Source organism: Agarivorans sp. QJM3NY_25, assembly GCF_050870875.2.
Taxonomy (GTDB): Bacteria; Pseudomonadota; Gammaproteobacteria; order Enterobacterales; family Celerinatantimonadaceae; genus Agarivorans.
In genome coordinates, this window is record NZ_CP194041.2 from 1,658,266 (window position 1) to 1,675,587 (window position 17,322).

Consider the following 17,322-nt stretch of genomic DNA (forward strand, 5'->3'; position numbering starts at 1 on the left):
TAGATAAGAACATAGTGAAAATAGCATTCTCAGCAGTTTGATTTACACTGTAATTAAGGGCTGAACTGCTAAATAGTTTGAGGTTAGCGAATGACAGATAAGCGCAAAGGTGATGGAGATAGTAGTAAACTACTGTATTGCTCCTTCTGCGGTAAAAGCCAGCATGAAGTGAGAAAGCTGATTGCCGGGCCTTCCGTTTATATTTGTGACGAATGTGTTGAATTATGTAATGACATTATTCGAGAAGAAATAAAAGAGATATCGCCGAAGAAAGAGGGTGATTCACTACCGGTTCCTAAGGAAATTAGAGCTCATCTTGACGACTATGTAATTGGTCAAGACCATGCGAAAAAAGTACTGGCGGTGGCGGTATATAATCACTACAAACGTTTACGTAATGGTGATGTCGCAGACGGTATTGAGCTTGGTAAAAGCAACATCTTGCTGATTGGTCCAACTGGTAGTGGTAAAACATTATTAGCGGAAACTTTGGCTCGTTTGTTGGATGTACCATTTACGATGGCTGACGCAACCACCTTAACCGAAGCCGGTTATGTTGGGGAAGATGTTGAAAATATTATCCAAAAATTGCTGCAAAAATGTGATTACGACGTTGAAAAAGCGCAACGTGGGATAGTGTACATTGATGAAATTGATAAGATTTCACGTAAGTCGGATAACCCATCAATTACTCGTGATGTATCTGGTGAAGGTGTACAACAAGCCTTGCTTAAGTTGATCGAAGGCACTGTTGCTTCGGTTCCTCCGCAAGGTGGCCGAAAACATCCACAACAAGAGTTTTTGCAGGTAGACACCTCTAAGATTTTGTTTATTTGTGGTGGTGCGTTTGCTGGCTTAGATAAGGTGATTGAACAACGTGCTTCAACGGGTACCGGAATTGGTTTTGGAGCTGAAGTTAAAGGCGAAGCCGATAAACGCTCATTAAGTGAAACCTTCTCTAAAGTTGAGCCTGAAGATTTAGTCAAGTATGGTCTTATCCCCGAGTTTATTGGTCGTTTACCTGTGGTAGCTACCTTGACAGAGCTCGATCAAGAGGCTTTGATTCAGATCTTAAGCGAACCGAAGAATGCACTGACTAAACAGTATGGTGCTTTGTTTAAGTTGGAAGATGTTGAGCTGGAGTTTCGCGAAGACGCGTTACGAGCTATCGCTAATAAAGCGATGGAACGTAAAACAGGGGCTCGTGGCCTGCGCTCCATTGTTGAAGCCGTATTGCTGAATACTATGTATGATTTACCTTCGATTGATAATATCTCTAAGGTAGTGATTGATCAAACGGTGATCCAAGGTGAAAGCGATCCGATTTTGATCTACAGCAATGAAGATAAAGCAGCTAGCGCCGATTAATTCTGTGAGTCAACTTAAAATCTAAAAGCCAATCTTATGATTGGCTTTTTTTATGCCTAAATTGGTTGGTGATTAGTTTTTTTTTGCCAAATGAGTAGTAGGTTATGGCTAGGCATTTCAATTTTTTGTCGCAAAGTCATCGCAACGGTACTTGCCCACTGTTGCAGTTGCTCTAAGTCTCTCAAGCCTCCATAGCCCGCTTGTAGTAATTGGCGATCAAATGCTCGGTTGCTTTCGCTAGAATACTCTGCTGCTTGTTTAAAAGGACCATAATGAAAAAAGTGGCCCTGTTCGGGGAGGTATTGCCCGATGGCCAGATACATAGTTTTAACTACACGTTCTGTCATAATATGCGCAGTATTGGCTGTGTATACCGCATCCACGTCGCAGGGCCAAGAGTCTTCACCAACTTGATAACTTAGTGGCTTGGGTTGTTGAGTGAGTTGCATATGTTGCCGCCAGTAGTTAATGGCAGCAAGGTTAGGTTGTAGATCCGAGCACTGCCATATCAGGTGAGGACAGGCCGCAGCAAAGTGGGCTGCATGTTGGCCAGTACCAGACCCAATCTCTAGTATTGAATTATGGTGCTTGAGCCATGGTAATAGTTGCGCCAATATGGCTTGTTTGTTGTTCTCTGCCGCTTGGCTAAAAAAAGTCGCTGGATGTTGTTTACGGTTCATTGGGATGCTTATGTAAATAGGCTTGTTTGGCTAAGTTCTGCTTTTGAGTATTGTTTTTCATCGCAACTTTGTAATGCAAACCTGTTTTCGCGAGCATATGCGCGGCTACGGGGGCGGTGATTAATAAGAACATAGAAATTAACAGTTCTTTAAAACTCGGGTAGCTCTGCTCAATCCAAAAGAATAATAACGAAGCGAGTAGAATACAGCCGACACCTAGTGTACTTGCTTTGGTGGGGGCATGTAAGCGAGTAAAAAAATCAGGAAATTTGGCTAAACCAATTGAGCCGATTAACATAACGATCGCGCCCAATAGCACCAGTAAACTAATAATCATTTCTAGAAATATAGTCATATTTATGTCCTATTCGATAATATCGCCGCGCAGCAGATATTTGCAAAATGCTGAAGTACTCACGAAACCGAGGAGTGCGATGAGTAATGCTCCCTCATAATAGCTGGCAGAGCCTTGATATAGGCCGAGTAACACAATCAGCGCAATACTATTGATATACATGGTATCCACAGCGATGATCCGATCAGGTGTGGATGGGCCAATAATCAGGCGCCACGCATTGAGTGCTAAGGCACAGCAAATTAAGCCACTAGCAATTAAGATGGCGTAGGCTAACATTCAAAAATCTCCTTCAACGGGGCTTCATAACGTTGTTTAATTAATTTAATTAGCTGCTGCTCGTCTTCCAGATGCAATACGTGTACGTAGAGCCACTGCCTATCCTCGGATAACTCTAGACTCACTGTGCCAGGGGTTAGCGAAACACTGTTTGCTAAAATAGTGAGTGGTAAAGGTTCACGTAGTGAGAGAGGGATTGCGACAAAAGCAGGCTGCAATTGATGGTTACTTTGAACAATACGTTTTGCAACATCATAATTTGAGACGATGATGTCACCAATCAAACGCAGTATATAAAGCAATACTTTAAATGGTTTTTTGGAGACGGGCTCCTTTTCACTTAAAGGCGCAACGACCCAAGGAATCACAATCGCGAATACTGCTCCGAGTACCATGTGCCCACGACTAAAATCATGTAAAATTTGCCACACCAGCCATAGCAAAACACTGTGATAGGGGGTGGGGAACCAAAGGAATTGATGCTTGTTATTCATTATTTGGCGACCTCATTGAGTTGTTCAAGGCTTAAACCTGCATTGAGTTGCTCGGCAGCAAGTTTGGTATAATCCGTCACCGCGCTCCCAAAAATGACCATCAAGGGAAGTAGTCCGACTAACAAGGCAATGGCGAGGTATTGTAAAGGGTGGCCTGGTAAAGCGGTCGAGTTCTCGCCATTGGTTCGCCAAAATAGCGAGGTGCCGGCTCGTGATAAGGCGATTAGCGTAACTAGTCCGGCGATCAACATCAGCGGCCATACCCACAGCATTTGGTTTGTGCTACTTGCTGCTTGTAATATCAATGCTTTTCCGACAAACCCAGAGAGCGGCGGCATGCCAATCAGGGCTATGGCTAACAGGACAAAGATAAGGCCTAGCTTAGCAGATTGAGGCATTGCGCGAGCGCTCACAAAGCGATCTTCGGCTTTGCCTCGTTGTTGTTGAATCAGTCCTGCTAGGAGAAACATTGCGGCCCCTGCGAGGGTACTATGAAGTAAGTAGTAAATTCCTGCGGTGCTCGCTTGTACACTGTTTAAGGCGATAGTGACTAATAAAGTTCCGACAGATAGGATCACCAGGTTACTGCTTAGCACACGTAAGCTTTGGCTGGCTAATACGGCTATCGCTCCAATCGCAATGGTGCTTAAGGCGATCGGCCATAACCAAGGTAAGGCAATGTTGGCCAATTCGCCGGCTTGATTGCCAAACATCACACCGTGGATACGCCAAATACTGTAGATCCCCACTTTAGTCATAATGGCAAATAGTGCTGCCACTGGTGCGCTGGTGTTGGCATAAGCCTTCGGCAACCAAAAGTGCAGCGGTAGCATCGCCGCTTTTAGGCCAAATACAGCTAATAGTAACAGTGCGCCTGCTTTAGTTATGAGTAGTTGATTGGCGGATAATTGGGATAGTTTGTCTGCCATATCTGCAAGATTAAGCGTACCTAAGGTGCCATATAGGGTGCCTAAAGCAAATAAAAACAAAGACGAGCCAATTAAGTTTAAAAATACATAGTGAATGTTTGCCTGAGTACGCTGTTTGCCACCACCGTGAATCATTAGCGAATAGGATGCGATCAATAATATTTCAAAAAACACGAATAAGTTGAAGGCATCTCCGGTGAGAAAAGCACCGTTGATCCCCATCAGCTGAAACATGATTAGTGCATGAAAAAAAGCGCCGTTTCTATCTTCACCGGCACTGGCATAAAGTACCACCGCGAGGCCTAACACGGCACTTAGGCTGACTAACAATACCGAGAAGGCATCGGCGACTAATACAATCCCAAAGGGGGCAGACCAATCACCTAAGGCATAAACCTGAATGCCTTGGGTTTGTATTTTGCTTAACAAACAAATTGCGACTACGACCAGTAACAGGTTTGCAGCGATGGAAATCAAACGTTGTTTAGCTAAGGAGTTATTTAGGCCCGGAAATAGCAATATCACGCCAATCGTGAAGGGCAGTAATACCGGGAAAATAACGAGGTGATCAAATAGGCTCATTACGCTTTTTCCTCTGGGGCGAGTGGATCTACAGGTTCGGTTCCATCGACATGGTCATTGCCTAAATCGGCGCGTCCCCGCATGGCTAAAATGACCGCAAATGCGGTCATCGCAAAACCGATCACAATTGCGGTTAAGACCAAGGCTTGTGGCAGTGGGTCAGCATAGTGAGTGCTCCCATTTAATACTGCTGGTGCGCCAATGGTTAAGCCGCCGCTGGCGAAGAGGAATAGGTTGACGGCGTAAGAGAGCAGGGTTAAGCCAATTACCAGAGTGAATGTGTGGCCGCGTAACATTAAGAAGATACCACAAGCGCTAATAAAGCCGACACAAACGGCATAGATAGTTTCCATTATCGTTCTCCTACCGTAAGTCGTTCTTTGGTGGTGTGTTTGCCAAGGTTAGCCAAAATCATCAGTGTGGCACCAATCACGGTGAGATAAACACCGAGGTCAAAAATCATCGCGCTGGTAAGTTCAAATTTGCCTATCCAAGGTAATGATACATAGTCAAACCAAGAGGTTAAGAAAGGGCGACCAAATAACCAGCTACCAAAGCCAGTGAGAGCGGCGATACTTAAACCGGCAGCAATCAGGAGATGGTAGTTTAAACTGACCCGTTTACTGATCCAATTTACACCGTGTGCAAGATATTGCTGAATGAGGGCTATTGAAGTAATTAAACCTGCGATGAACCCACCACCGGGTAGGTTGTGTCCACGCATAAAAATATAAGCGGAAATCAGTAAAAACAGCGGTAGCAAACTTTGTGATACCACCGAGAGCAGCAGCGGGTAGCGGTCGCTGGCCCAAGCACGACCTTGGTAGTCTTTGCTACGCATCGAGAGTCGCATTCGCGCGATGAGTTTATAGATCCCTAAGGCCGCAATGCCTAATACGGTAATTTCACCGAAGGTATCAAAGCCGCGGAAATCGACCAAAATAACGTTCACCACGTTGGTTCCGCCTCCTCCTATTTTTGCATTATCAAGGAAGAATTGAGAGATGCTATCCAGAGGGTGGGTCATTAGAGCAAAGCAAATACTACCAATCACACAACCGAGTAATGAGGCCAGTATTAGGTCGCGAACAAAGTGACTCGGACGGTTTTTGCTGGTAGGGGTTTGTTGTGGGAAAAAATATAAACCTAGCAGAAGTAAAATAACGGTGACGATCTCTACCGACAATTGAGTGAGGGCTAAGTCGGGAGCGGAGAAATAAGCGAAGGTAATTGACACCACCAAACCGACCAAAGACAACATTAATAGGGCAATTAAGCGTAAGTGACTCCATATCACCGTGGCCAAAGAGCCAGCTATTAATAGCACGGCGGCAATAATGAATGAGCCATTTAGCGGGTATTCAGCTTGTCCACCGCGAGTGGTCTCTAATTCAAGCAGCGGTGGGCCGATGAGTAACAGGGCAAAAAAGCATAAACAAAAAGCATACCGTTGTAACGAACCGGACTCCAATACTCGGTTAAGCCGTTGTGCCCAATGAACGCAAGACTGAATCATGCCTTCAAATACGGCTTTAGCATCGATTTCTGGAAATAGTCCGTCAAAGCGAAACAAAGGCTTGCGGTTCAGATAAATCGATACGCCGCCAACAATTGCTAAGCCACTCATCAATAATGGCAGGTTGAAGCCATGCCAAATCGCTAAGCTAAACGTAGGCAGCGGATGCTGCAAGACTGCAAACGAGGCACTGTTGAGTAGTTTTTCGATGGTGTAACCGGGGAAAATCCCAACTAATAGGCATAGCGCCACTAATACTTCTACTGGCACTCGCATATAGCGTGGCGGTTCGTGAGGTGTTTTACTTAACCCTTTCGGCTCACCATTAAAAAATACGTCATGAATGAAGCGTAATGAATAGGCGACAGCGAAGGCTCCGCCAATTGTCGCAAGCACCGGAATTAACCAAGAAAGCGAGCCCAAAATACTTTGATCGAGGGTCTCGGTAAAAAACATTTCTTTGGATAAAAAACCGTTGAGTAAAGGTACTCCAGCCATTGAAGCTGATGCAACCATCGCTAGGGTGGCGGTAATCGGCATATATTTCCATAAGCCATTGAGTTTTCGCATGTCTCGGGAGCCGGATTCATGGTCAATAATGCCGGCGGCCATAAACAACGACGCTTTAAAAATAGCATGGTTGATAATATGAAATACAGCTGCAATTGCCGCCAGTTCAGTGTTGAGTCCCAGCAATAATACAATCAAACCGAGGTGGCTAATGGTCGAGTAGGCGAGTAAACCTTTTAAATCGTGTTTAAATAATGCGGTATATGCCCCCAGTAACAGGGTGAATAGCCCCGTTAGTGATACCACTGCAAACCATACTTCGGTGCCAGCTAACACCGGATAAAAACGTGCTAATAAGAAGATACCAGCTTTAACCATGGTTGCTGAATGCAAATAAGCACTCACAGGTGTTGGCGCGGCCATGGCGTGAGGTAACCAAAAATGAAAGGGGAATTGTGCCGACTTGGTAAATGCACCGAGTAAAAATAACAGTAAAATGGTTAGGTAATAAGGGTGTTGTTGTACTAGTTCGGCGCTGTTTAAAACCACTTCTAGCTCGTAGCTACCTACGACTTGGCCAAGTAAGATAATGCCTGCTAATAGGGCTAATCCGCCCGCGCCAGTCACGGTCAACGCCATACGAGCGCCTTTTCGAGCATCACTATTATGCGACCAAAAACCAATCAGTAGGAATGAACTAATGCTGGTTAGCTCCCAAAAAAACCATAGCTGCAGCATATTATTGGACATCACAATACCGAGCATGGCGCTCATGAACATGATCAAATAGCTATAAAAGCGGCCAATGCTATCTTTTTCTGACAAGTAATAACGTGCGTATAGGATGACCAATAAGCCAATCCCCAGAATCAATAGGCTAAATAACACCGCGAGGCCGTCTAGACGAAAGGACAGTGACAAACCAAGCTGAGGGATCCAAGCAATGCTCTGGGTGAATAAATGTTCCGCGTATACTGCGGGTAAATCGAGTAAAATCAGGGTTAAGGCTAAAGCGGGTAATAGCGCGGTGGCAAGTGCACAAGCACTTCGGTTAAGTCTTGCGCTGAGTAGGGGAACAAAAATTCCCAAGATGGGCAAAAACGGTACCCAGAAATAGTGCATTAGCTGGTGGCTCCATTGGCTAGGTGTTAGATATTTATGACAAAATCATAGACACTATTGATTAGAATATCCACGCTTAGTTGCGTGGGGGGCAGATATACTCAAGGGTTTTAGTGAAAGTTGATGTTTTAATCATCACTCGGTCATGAGTCATATGAAAAAAGACGAAACCAGTGACAGGCATAGCGTAGGGAGGGGGAGTGAAGCAACATTTCCATCGCATATGGTACATCAGTATTGTTATTGTCAGCGGTTTGATTTTGTCTGTCAGAGCATCTGAATTGAAAGCTTGGGACTATCAACGTGCGCGTATCGAAGGCTTATTTGAGGCAATGGATCGAACCCATTTAGTGTTCATTCGTAATGGTACGGTGCATGACTCGCAACAAGCTGTCGCTCATTTAAGAATGAAACTAGATCGTGCTCAAAACAGTTGGTTTGCTCCAAATAAAGAGCAATGGACCGCGGAAATGTTTATCGACAAATTGGCTAGCAGGTCTTCATTCAGTGGTCAGCCCTATTTGATTCGATTTGTCGACGGGCAACAAGTGGAGGCTGGCATTTGGCTATATCAACAACTTGCGATTTATGACGATCACAACAAAAGTAATTAAATTCAAGTTCTTACATGTAGTCGCTCAGACCAGGTCTGAGCGACTACATGTTATCTCTCCTTTGACGCAGCGAATTCAAAATGGCTACTGCATTGCTACATATTTGTTGTAGCACTGCTGCACTCTCATACACAATATCGACTGTGGTTATACCAATCTAACTCATTAACTGTTCATTCTTGTTGGCCTAAATCATCGCTAACTGCGTGTTGTATCTTGTCACTAGAACCTCTCGCTATTGCAGGTTATCGGCAGATTTATTCTGCGCCATAAGTTGATCGTATAATTAATTAGATTGGTATTCGTTCGCATTCACCTGGGATGCTTTAATGAGTCGGTACGATTTGCGAACGTTCAATGTCATCAGTCTTTCATTTGAAAGTTTTCTATTCTTTTCATCTGGTTATATTATGTTGAGTTCATTAATAACTATTTGCTCAGTGCTTAACTTAGATCCAAACTTTGTTTAAATCTCAAAATATTTTCTTAAAGCAAGGCGTGCCATGCAGATTGCTCATTTATTAAAACTTTATCTGTTTTTCGGTTTGATGTTTGGCACCCTTGTCTCTCCCACATCGGCGAGTCAGGATTTCTCTTCTTGCTCTCAGTTGGTGGTCACTGGAAATGCCGAATATCCCCCGATCTTATGGCGATCTCATGATCGAAAATTGCATGGCATCGCTATCGAGCTATTAGAGTTGGCGCTAATTGATACCGGGATCAAAGTTGTCGCTCGTGATCGAGGTGTATGGGGGCGAGCATTGAAAGAAGCTGAACATGGTAGTGTCGATATGATTGCGGGAGCTTTTAAAACCAATGCGCGTGTAAAATATTTGGATTACATTGAACCCCAATTTACCGATGTATTAAGTATGGTGTGGGTGAAGAAAGGTCACGATTTTCCTTTTCATCGTTGGCAAGATTTATTGGGTAAGCGTGGTGGTACCTTAGCTAATAATAGCTTTGGTCAAGCTTTCGACCAATATGCAAAATCTCATCTAAGCCTTTATGCTAGCGGCAGCGCAGAGCGTTCCTTTGAGATGTTAATGGCTGAACGGTTTGATTATTTCTTGTACGAGTTATACCAAGGTTTAGCCCTGTTGGAGTTGGCTGGGTTAAAGCAACAGGTGAGCGCGTTGCCAAGCCCGATCTCGGTAGAACCTCTGTATTTTGCTTTTTCTAAAAAATCCGCATGCAATACTCCGCGTTTAAAGCTACATTTGCAGCAGCATCTGAGTCAGCTGAGTGAGTTTAAGGTCTTCGAACGTTTGTTTGATAAACATCTGCAATTGTGGCTCTCAGAACAATCGCAAAACAAACTGGCACTTTATTGAGCTTAAGCTCTGTTACCTTATGCTTACAGAGGGCTGTATGCATAAGGCTATTCTTGCGCCGTTATTTCTCACTCAGCGCAGCTTGCGAAAACACGATCCCAGACCAACCATTGGTCATAAATTGACGAATGTTTTGGTGATCGTTGCCATCGGGTGTATTCAGTACATCTTGATAGTACTCACCAAAAAGTGCCAAGCTTTGTTGCTCATCTAAACCTTGCTGTTTGGCAAAGGCAAAAATCTTACATGAACCAGAGTTTTCCCCGGCCGCATTATGTTGTTGACCATTGCTAAAAGCGCTTGGCGTAAAATCGTAAAGCGTGTCTATCAGCGTCATGCTGTCTGCAAAACGAATACTGTGTGGTGCTTGCGTGAGTTTGCTTATAAATTGGCCGAGTACTGGCTTCGTCATCTGTTATAACTTCCTATGATTGCTTGATTTAGGCTTTAGAGGGTCAAATGGTATTCACCTTAGAGGCTATCGTCACTAGGGTCAATGGGAAGACGTATTATGGATTACTGTCCTCTAAAATGTTTTTTTGCGCCCTGTTTAAAGGGGCGACAGTGTAATGTAGTTTTTTACTTAAGAGCGCGATGACAGCTTTGAAAGTTGTCACCAAAGATTGATTTAAGCTAAAAGTAACAGCGAAAATGCACGTCTTCGCGCGTCGCTAACGCCTTCGTTACCACTTCAAGCTATTTTCCTTTGTTTCCAAGAATTTGCTATGCAACGAGTATCCAACACAAGCTCCATTGAGCCCGGGCTGACTCGATAACGAGTGAATGGTTCGCCGTGTTAGGACATTTTATGAAACTTCACTAACAAATAAACAATACACCGTTTAGTTGTTAGTGAAGTTGAAAGTGGCAGTGAACAGCTGATTTTCCTTTGTATAACCGCATCTTATGTCCGTTTCTTCGGTTCGCGGGTGTGTTGTCACTTCATTATTTTATCTCTAGAAAGTTGAAACACTGGTTCAATTCTTTTGTTCGGACATTATTTTGTGATCAAATCTGTGTTTTTGACACAAAATCTTTGTTTCAAAGGTGTTTGTGTTGACACAAAACGCGCCATATAGAAAGATTGCGCAAACAAAATAAAGATAAATCAACTAGAGAGAGGGTATTAAATGAAAGCATTAGCTCGTTTTGGTAAAAAATTCGGTGGTTATAAGATGATTGACGCACCAGTTCCAGTGTGTGGTCCTGATGATTTAATTGTTGAAATCAAAGCTGCAGCAATTTGCGGTGCTGATATGAAACATTACAAAGTTGATAGCGGTTCTGATGAGTTTAACTCAGTTCGTGGCCATGAATTTGCCGGTAAAATTGTTGAAGTTGGCAATAATGTTCAAGGTTGGGCGGTCGGTCAGCGAGTGGTATCCGATAACAGCGGACATGTATGTGGTGTTTGTCCTGCTTGTGAACAAGGTGATTTTCTGTGTTGTACAGAAAAAGTGAACTTGGGATTGGATAATAATAAATGGGGAGGAGGATTCTCAAAGTATTGTCTCGTCCCCGGAGAGATCCTCAACATTCATCGTCATGCGTTGTGGGAAATTCCTGAAGGGGTTGAATACGAAGAAGCATGTGTTCTTGACCCCATCTGTAATGCTTACAAGTCGATTGCTCAGCAGTCTAAGTTTTTGCCTGGGCAGGACATTGTGGTCATTGGAACTGGGCCATTAGGTTTATTTTCGGTTCAGATGGCTCGCATTATGGGGGCCGTTAATATCGTTGTTGTGGGACTTGAAGAAGACGCCGCCGTTCGCTTTGGGGTCGCGAAACAACTGGGTGCCACCGCTGTAGTAAATGCGTCGAGAGAGAATGTTGTCGAGCGCTGCCAGACCATATGTGGAAAAGATAATCTTGGTTTAGTGATTGAGTGCTCAGGTGCCAATATCGCCTTAAAACAATCCATTGAGATGCTACGGCCAAATGGTGAAGTGGTACGAGTCGGGATGGGTTTTGCGCCTTTAGATTTTTCCATTAATGACATTACGGCCTGGAACAAAAGCATCATTGGTCATATGGCTTATGACTCCACATCCTGGAGAAATGCTATCCGTTTGCTGGCTTCGGGGGCTATCCAAGTTAAACCAATGATTACTCATCGTATTGGCCTATCTGAGTGGGAAAAAGGGTTTGATGCGATGGTCGATAAAACCGCGATTAAAGTCATTATGACCTACGACTTTGATGAGTGACATAAGGCTAGTTTCTTTTAAATAGGAAGGAATAAACAAATGGAAAAAACGCTACCTCCCCATTGTGGGGCGAGATTAGACCGTCTACCGGATAGTCAATGGCATTTTAATATGTTTGCTATGGTCTCATTTGGATTACTTGTTTGTTGGAGCAATGCTGTTGGTGGGCTGATATTAGCGCATTTAAGGGAACTGGGTTGGACCGATAATAATTCTAGCGCAGTATTTTCTTCTATTACGACGGCAGGCATGTTCGCTGGCGCATTAATCGGCGGAATTATTGGTGACAGAATAGGAAGAAAGAAAAGCTTTTTGCTTTTTGAGGCGATTCATATTGTTTCTATGATCGTCGGTGCATGTGCATATAGCATGGATTTTCTTATCGCCTGTCGTTTTGTAATGGGTTTTGGCCTTGGTTCATTATTGGTCATGTTGTTTGCCGGATATACAGAGTATATGCCTGGTCGTAATCGAGGAACTTGGTCAAGCAGGGCCTCTTTTATAGGTAATTGGTCTTATCCGATTTGTTCGCTGATCGCCATGGGATTAACCCCATTACTGTCTGCTGAACTGAACTGGCGAGTACAATTATTAATCCCCGCTCTACTATCTATCGTTGCAACTTGGATTGCCTATAAAAAATTTCCAGAGTCTCCTCGTTGGCTAGAGTCCAAAGGTCGTTACGCTGAAGCAGAAGCAATCATGACGGATATTGAAGAAAAAGTGACGCTTCAAACTGGAAAACCTTTAGCTGAGCCAGAGATAAATACAGCGGTACAAAGCAAATCAAAAGAGTTGCCTTATTCAGCTTTATTAAAAGGTGTTTTATTGAAAAGGGTGATCTTAGGTTCCTTTGTACTTATCGCAATGAATGTTGTTCAGTATACGCTTATTAATTGGTTACCAACCATTTTCATGGAGCAAGGTATTAATTTAAAAGACTCTATTGTTTTAAATACCATGAGTATGTTTGGCGCTCCATTCGGAATTTTTATTGCGATGCTAGTCATGGATAAAATTTCAAGAAAAACGATGGGCGTTGGTTTGTTATTAATCATCGCAGCCCTTGGATACGCATATTCTCTGCAAACAAGTATGTTCATGATTACATTGTTTGGATTCTTTTTAATCACCTTTGTATATATGTACGTTTGTTACGCGTCAGCGGTATATGTTCCCGAGATTTGGCCTACGGAAGCAAAATTACGGGGCTCAGGACTAACAAATTCAGTTGGTCGTATTAGCGGAATTATTGCGCCCTATGCAGTTGCAACGTTACTCACAAATTATGGTGTCTCGAGTGTATTTATTTTACTAGGGTCCGTATCTGTGCTGGTTGCCATCGTCATTTCTATTATGGGCGTCGAAACTAAAGGGGAATCTGTCGAAAATATAGGTATGGATGCTGTTACCAGCGAATCATAAATTTTGTGAGAGTTAAATATGAAAAATAAAAAAGCAGTATTAAAAACCCCAGGCGTTATGGAATTTATTCAAGCGGAAATTCCGGTGCCTAAAGATGATGAAGTTTTAATTAAGGTCGAATACGTTGGAATTTGTGGCTCTGATGTACATGGTTTTGAATCAGGCCCATTTATCCCACCCAAAGATCCGAATCAGGAGATAGGTCTCGGTCATGAATGTGCAGGAACAGTGGCCGCAGTCGGTCATAAAGTGACTAAATTTAAAATTGGCGACCGAGTAAATATTGAGCCTGGTGTGCCATGTGGTAAGTGTCGTTTTTGTCTAGAAGGCAAATATAACATTTGCCCTGATGTTGACTTTATGGCGACGCAGCCCAACTACCGTGGCGCGCTTGCAAACTATCTTTGTCATCCAGAAAGCTTCACTTACAAGTTACCAGATAATATGGACACCATGGAAGGCGCATTAGTTGAACCTGCGGCGGTAGGCATTCATGCCGCTATGTTGGCTGATGTTAAGCCTGGTAAAAAAATTGTTATTTTGGGCGCAGGTTGTATTGGTTTGATGACATTGCAAGCTTGTTTATGTATGGGCGCATCTGAAATTGTCGTGGTCGATGTTTTAGAAAAGCGTTTAGTCATGGCGCATGAACTCGGTGCTGCCGCAATCATTAATGGTGCAACAGAAGATACTGTCGAACGTGCTCAAGCTGTATTAGGTGAACTTGGCGCCGATATTGTTTTTGAAACTGCGGGGTCGCAAATCACAGTTAAACAAGCACCTCAACTGGTTATGCGTGGTGGCAAAATCATGATCGTCGGTACTGTTCCGGGTGACTCTGCGATTAACTTTTTAAAAATTAATCGGGAAGTCAGTATTCAAACGGTATTTCGCTATGCCAATCGCTATCCCGTCACGATTGAAGCCATCTCATCTGGAAAATTTAATGTTAAATCAATGGTGACACATATCTATGAATATGCAGATGTTCAAAGAGCTTTTGAAGAGTCGGTGAATAATAAAAAAGAAATCATTAAGGGGGTTATTAAGCTAATTGCTTGAGTCGGTGTGTCAATAAATAAAATCAATGGTGTAAATAAGAAGGGTTAATTAATTATGTTGTCAAGTGTTAAGTATTGGGAAGAAAAGGCACAGCGTGAGCATTACGCAATTCCTCATTTCAATGTTTGGAATGCTGAAATGTTGATGGGGGTCATGGATGCTGCTGAAGAGGCCAAATCGCCGGTAATTATCTCTTTTGGTACCGGATTTGTGGGGAATACTTCATTCGAGGATTTTGCTCATACGATGGTCTCTATGGCTGAGAAGGCCACCGTTCCGGTGATTACTCATTGGGACCACGGGCGCAGTATGGAGATTATTCATAATGCTTGGACGCATGGCATGAACTCACTGATGCGAGATGCGTCAGCATATGATTTCGAGGAAAACATTCGTCTAACTAAAGAGGCGGTCGACTTTTTCCACCCACTAGGTGTCCCGATTGAAGCGGAGCTAGGGCACGTCGGCAGTGAGACGGTATACGAGGAGGCGCTTGCTAACTATCACTATACCGATCCATCACAGGCTGCTGAATTTGTTGAGCGTACTGCATGCGACTCGTTGGCCGTTGCCATTGGTAATCAGCATGGCGTATATACTTCCGAGCCAAAATTAAACTTTGATGTTATACAAAAAGTTCGTGATGCAGTGTCGGTTCCAATTATTCTGCATGGTGCCTCCGGAATTAGTGATGACGATATTAGCACTGCGATTTCTCTAGGGATCTCAAAAATTAATATTCATACAGAATTGTGTGAGGCGGCAATGGTTGCGGTGAAGAAGAATTGCAATCAACCATTTTTACATTTAGAGCGTGAAGTTCGTAAAGCGATTATGGGGCGTGCCTTAGAAAAAATTACATTGTTTGGTTCAGATGGAAAAGCGGAAGCCCTTGTATGAGTAATATTGATGTTATCTGTGTTGGTGCAGCTATTGTTGATATTCCTCTGCAGCCAGTGGATAAGAATATGTTCGATATTGATTCGTATCCTTTAGAACGAATTTCAATGACTATTGGTGGCGATGCAATCAATGAAGCAACGATTATTTCTCGTCTTGGGCATAAAACTGCATTAATAAGTCGAGTAGGTAATGATGCACCAGGAAATTTTATTCTTGAAGCATGTAATCGGGAAAGAATAGATATTGAAGATCTTGTCGTGGATGGGGATATTGATACTTCAATTAATGTCGGTTTGGTGACAAAGGATGGGGAGCGTACTTTTGTTACCAATCGAAATGGTAGTTTGTGGAAGCTTAATCTTAAGGATATAGATTTTTCACGTTTTAAACAGGCCAAATTATTATCTCTTGCAAGTATTTTTAATAGCCCATTACTAAATGGACACGCTTTGGTACAGATTTTCTCTGCAGCAAAAGCGGAAGGGTTAACTATTTGCGCCGATATGATTAAACCAAGGCTTAATGAGACGTTGGCGGATATCCGTGAGGCTCTGGCTTATGTTGATTACCTTTTCCCAAACTTTGAAGAAGCAAAATTACTAACTGGAGAAAGTGAGTTAGAGGGAATCGCGGATACATTTTTAGCGTGTGGTGTAAAAACGGTTGTGATTAAGACCGGAAAGCAAGGATGTTATATAAAAAATGCTGCTCAGACATTGCTTGTGCCTGCCGTTCAGGGGATTACAGCGATTGATACCATCGGCGCGGGAGACAACTTTGCATCAGGTTTTATATCTGGGATTTTGGAAGGTATGCCGCTAGCTGAGTGTGCTCGTTTCGCGAATGCAACCGCTGCGATATCGGTTCTGTACGTTGGCGCCACGACGGGTGTTACCCATAGAAAAATTGTTGAAGAATTGCTCAAAGAGTGCGAGGAGTATGCGTAATGATGAAAATGACCCCGTTGGGGAACAGCGGATTGAAGATCTCTAAAATGGGTCTTGGAACTTGGGCGATAGGCGGTGGCCCTGCATGGAATGGTGACCTCGATTATCAGGTATGTATTGATACCATTGTCGAAGCCCATAAATGCGGTATTAACCTTGTCGATACAGCACCTGGTTATAATTTTGGCAATAGCGAAGTGATTGTTGGTAAAGCATTGGCTCAGCTCAATCGAGAGGATGTTGTGATTGAGACTAAATGCGGCATCGTCTGGGAACGTAAGGGCAGTTTATTTAATAAAGTTGGTGAGCGTCAGCTTTATAAAAATCTATCGCCAGAGTCAATTCGCGAGGAAATTGAGACCAGTCTGAAGCGTCTGAATGTTGATTATGTTGATATTTATATGACGCATTGGCAGTCGGTTCCACCTTTCTTTACTCCTGTATCTGAAACAATGGAAGAGTTAAATAAACTTAAAAAAGAGGGGAAAATCAAAGCCATTGGTGCAGCCAATGTCGACATCGAGCATATTGAAACTTATCTCAAATATGGTGAGCTTGATATTGTTCAAGCCAAATATAGTCTGTTAGATAGAGAGGTTGAAGAAAAACTGCTTCCTTTATGTGAGCAACACGGAATTGTTTTACAGGTATATTCACCGCTGGAGCAAGGCCTGTTAACGGGGGATATTGAGCCCGACTATATTCCTACAGGCGCGCGAGCCAATAAGAAATGGTTTCAGAAAGAGAATATGGGCAAAGTGATCAATATGCTGAAGCAATGGCAGCCTTTATGCGAGAAATATCAGTGTTCTATTCCAACTCTCGCGTTAGCGTGGATATTGGCCCAAAGTAACAATATTTCGATTTTGACCGGTGCAACTTCACCAGAGCAGGTCAAAGAAAATGTGAAGGCAATGTCTATTCAACTGACTAAAGAAGATAGCTTATTGATTCGGAAAATGGCTGAAGCGCTGGATGACGGGCAGTAATCGTTG

Annotated in this window: 17 protein-coding genes; 9 read left to right on the plus strand and 8 right to left on the minus strand. The window is 43.2% G+C overall.

Features of this window, described 5'->3' with window-relative positions; translation table 11 throughout:
* Positions 1-90 precede the first annotated feature (90 nt).
* Positions 91-1,368, plus strand: coding sequence for an ATP-dependent protease ATP-binding subunit ClpX (clpX, locus tag ACRRSW_RS07660; protein WP_432453801.1), 1,278 nt, complete (start codon positions 91-93; stop codon positions 1,366-1,368).
* Between the two features lie 56 nt (positions 1,369-1,424).
* Here clpX and ACRRSW_RS07665 read toward each other — a convergent pair whose 3' ends face one another.
* From ACRRSW_RS07665 to ACRRSW_RS07695, 7 genes are read right to left on the minus strand one after another with little or no spacing between them, the layout of a single operon-like run.
* Positions 1,425-2,048: a DUF938 domain-containing protein gene (locus tag ACRRSW_RS07665; protein WP_432453800.1), complete on the minus strand. Its 624-nt coding sequence runs from the start codon at positions 2,046-2,048 to the stop codon at positions 1,425-1,427.
* Complete coding sequence (locus ACRRSW_RS07670) at positions 2,038-2,403, minus strand: Na+/H+ antiporter subunit G (RefSeq protein WP_432453799.1); 366 nt, start codon at positions 2,401-2,403, stop codon at positions 2,038-2,040. The genes ACRRSW_RS07665 and ACRRSW_RS07670 overlap by 11 nt, the downstream gene beginning before the upstream one ends.
* A 9-nt stretch (positions 2,404-2,412) precedes the next feature.
* On the minus strand, positions 2,413-2,682 hold the full coding sequence (locus ACRRSW_RS07675; RefSeq protein ID WP_432453798.1) for a K+/H+ antiporter subunit F: 270 nt from the start codon (positions 2,680-2,682) through the stop codon (positions 2,413-2,415).
* Complete coding sequence (locus tag ACRRSW_RS07680) at positions 2,676-3,176, minus strand: Na+/H+ antiporter subunit E (RefSeq protein WP_432453797.1); 501 nt, start codon at positions 3,174-3,176, stop codon at positions 2,676-2,678. Before ACRRSW_RS07680 ends, ACRRSW_RS07675 begins: the two co-directional genes overlap by 7 nt.
* Positions 3,176-4,687: a monovalent cation/H+ antiporter subunit D gene (locus tag ACRRSW_RS07685; protein ID WP_432459021.1), complete on the minus strand. Its 1,512-nt coding sequence runs from the start codon at positions 4,685-4,687 to the stop codon at positions 3,176-3,178. Before ACRRSW_RS07685 ends, ACRRSW_RS07680 begins: the two co-directional genes overlap by 1 nt.
* The gene (locus ACRRSW_RS07690; RefSeq protein ID WP_432453795.1) at positions 4,687-5,040 is read right to left on the minus strand and encodes a Na+/H+ antiporter subunit C; all 354 of its coding nucleotides are present in this window, start codon (positions 5,038-5,040) and stop codon (positions 4,687-4,689) included. The genes ACRRSW_RS07685 and ACRRSW_RS07690 overlap by 1 nt, the downstream gene beginning before the upstream one ends.
* A complete protein-coding gene (locus tag ACRRSW_RS07695; RefSeq protein WP_432453794.1) occupies positions 5,040-7,835 on the minus strand; it encodes a monovalent cation/H+ antiporter subunit A in 2,796 nt (931 codons plus the stop codon). Before ACRRSW_RS07695 ends, ACRRSW_RS07690 begins: the two co-directional genes overlap by 1 nt.
* Positions 7,836-8,035: 200 nt before the next feature.
* Between ACRRSW_RS07695 and ACRRSW_RS07700 the strand changes: the two genes are divergently transcribed.
* Entirely contained in the window at positions 8,036-8,449 is a 414-nt protein-coding gene (locus ACRRSW_RS07700) for a DUF5329 family protein (protein ID WP_432459022.1), read from the plus strand.
* Between the two features lie 503 nt (positions 8,450-8,952).
* Positions 8,953-9,783 carry a substrate-binding periplasmic protein gene (locus ACRRSW_RS07705; RefSeq protein WP_432459023.1) on the plus strand — a complete coding sequence of 277 codons (831 nt, stop codon included), beginning with the start codon at positions 8,953-8,955 and terminating at the stop codon, positions 9,781-9,783.
* Between the two features lie 61 nt (positions 9,784-9,844).
* On the opposite strand, the gene ACRRSW_RS07710 is transcribed toward ACRRSW_RS07705, so the two are convergent.
* Positions 9,845-10,195 (minus strand): HopJ type III effector protein, encoded by a 351-nt coding sequence (locus ACRRSW_RS07710; protein WP_432453790.1) that lies wholly within the window; start codon positions 10,193-10,195, stop codon positions 9,845-9,847.
* Between the two features lie 718 nt (positions 10,196-10,913).
* On the opposite strand from ACRRSW_RS07710, the gene ACRRSW_RS07715 reads away from it, so the two are divergent.
* Genes ACRRSW_RS07715 through ydjG form a run of 6 tightly spaced genes read left to right on the plus strand, consistent with a single transcriptional unit; the run spans position 10,914 to position 17,316 of the window.
* Entirely contained in the window at positions 10,914-11,990 is a 1,077-nt protein-coding gene (locus ACRRSW_RS07715) for a zinc-binding dehydrogenase (protein ID WP_432453789.1), read from the plus strand.
* Between the two features lie 39 nt (positions 11,991-12,029).
* Positions 12,030-13,415 (plus strand): MFS transporter, encoded by a 1,386-nt coding sequence (locus ACRRSW_RS07720; protein ID WP_432453788.1) that lies wholly within the window; start codon positions 12,030-12,032, stop codon positions 13,413-13,415.
* Positions 13,416-13,433: 18 nt separating this feature from the next.
* Positions 13,434-14,477 (plus strand): NAD(P)-dependent alcohol dehydrogenase, encoded by a 1,044-nt coding sequence (locus ACRRSW_RS07725; protein ID WP_432459024.1) that lies wholly within the window; start codon positions 13,434-13,436, stop codon positions 14,475-14,477.
* Positions 14,478-14,531: 54 nt separating this feature from the next.
* Positions 14,532-15,377, plus strand: coding sequence for a ketose-bisphosphate aldolase (locus tag ACRRSW_RS07730; protein ID WP_432453786.1), 846 nt, complete (start codon positions 14,532-14,534; stop codon positions 15,375-15,377).
* Positions 15,374-16,327: a carbohydrate kinase family protein gene (locus tag ACRRSW_RS07735; protein ID WP_432453784.1), complete on the plus strand. Its 954-nt coding sequence runs from the start codon at positions 15,374-15,376 to the stop codon at positions 16,325-16,327. The genes ACRRSW_RS07730 and ACRRSW_RS07735 overlap by 4 nt, the downstream gene beginning before the upstream one ends.
* On the plus strand, positions 16,327-17,316 hold the full coding sequence (gene ydjG, locus ACRRSW_RS07740; protein ID WP_432453783.1) for an NADH-dependent methylglyoxal reductase: 990 nt from the start codon (positions 16,327-16,329) through the stop codon (positions 17,314-17,316). The genes ACRRSW_RS07735 and ydjG overlap by 1 nt, the downstream gene beginning before the upstream one ends.
* The last annotated feature ends 6 nt before the right edge of the window (positions 17,317-17,322 follow it).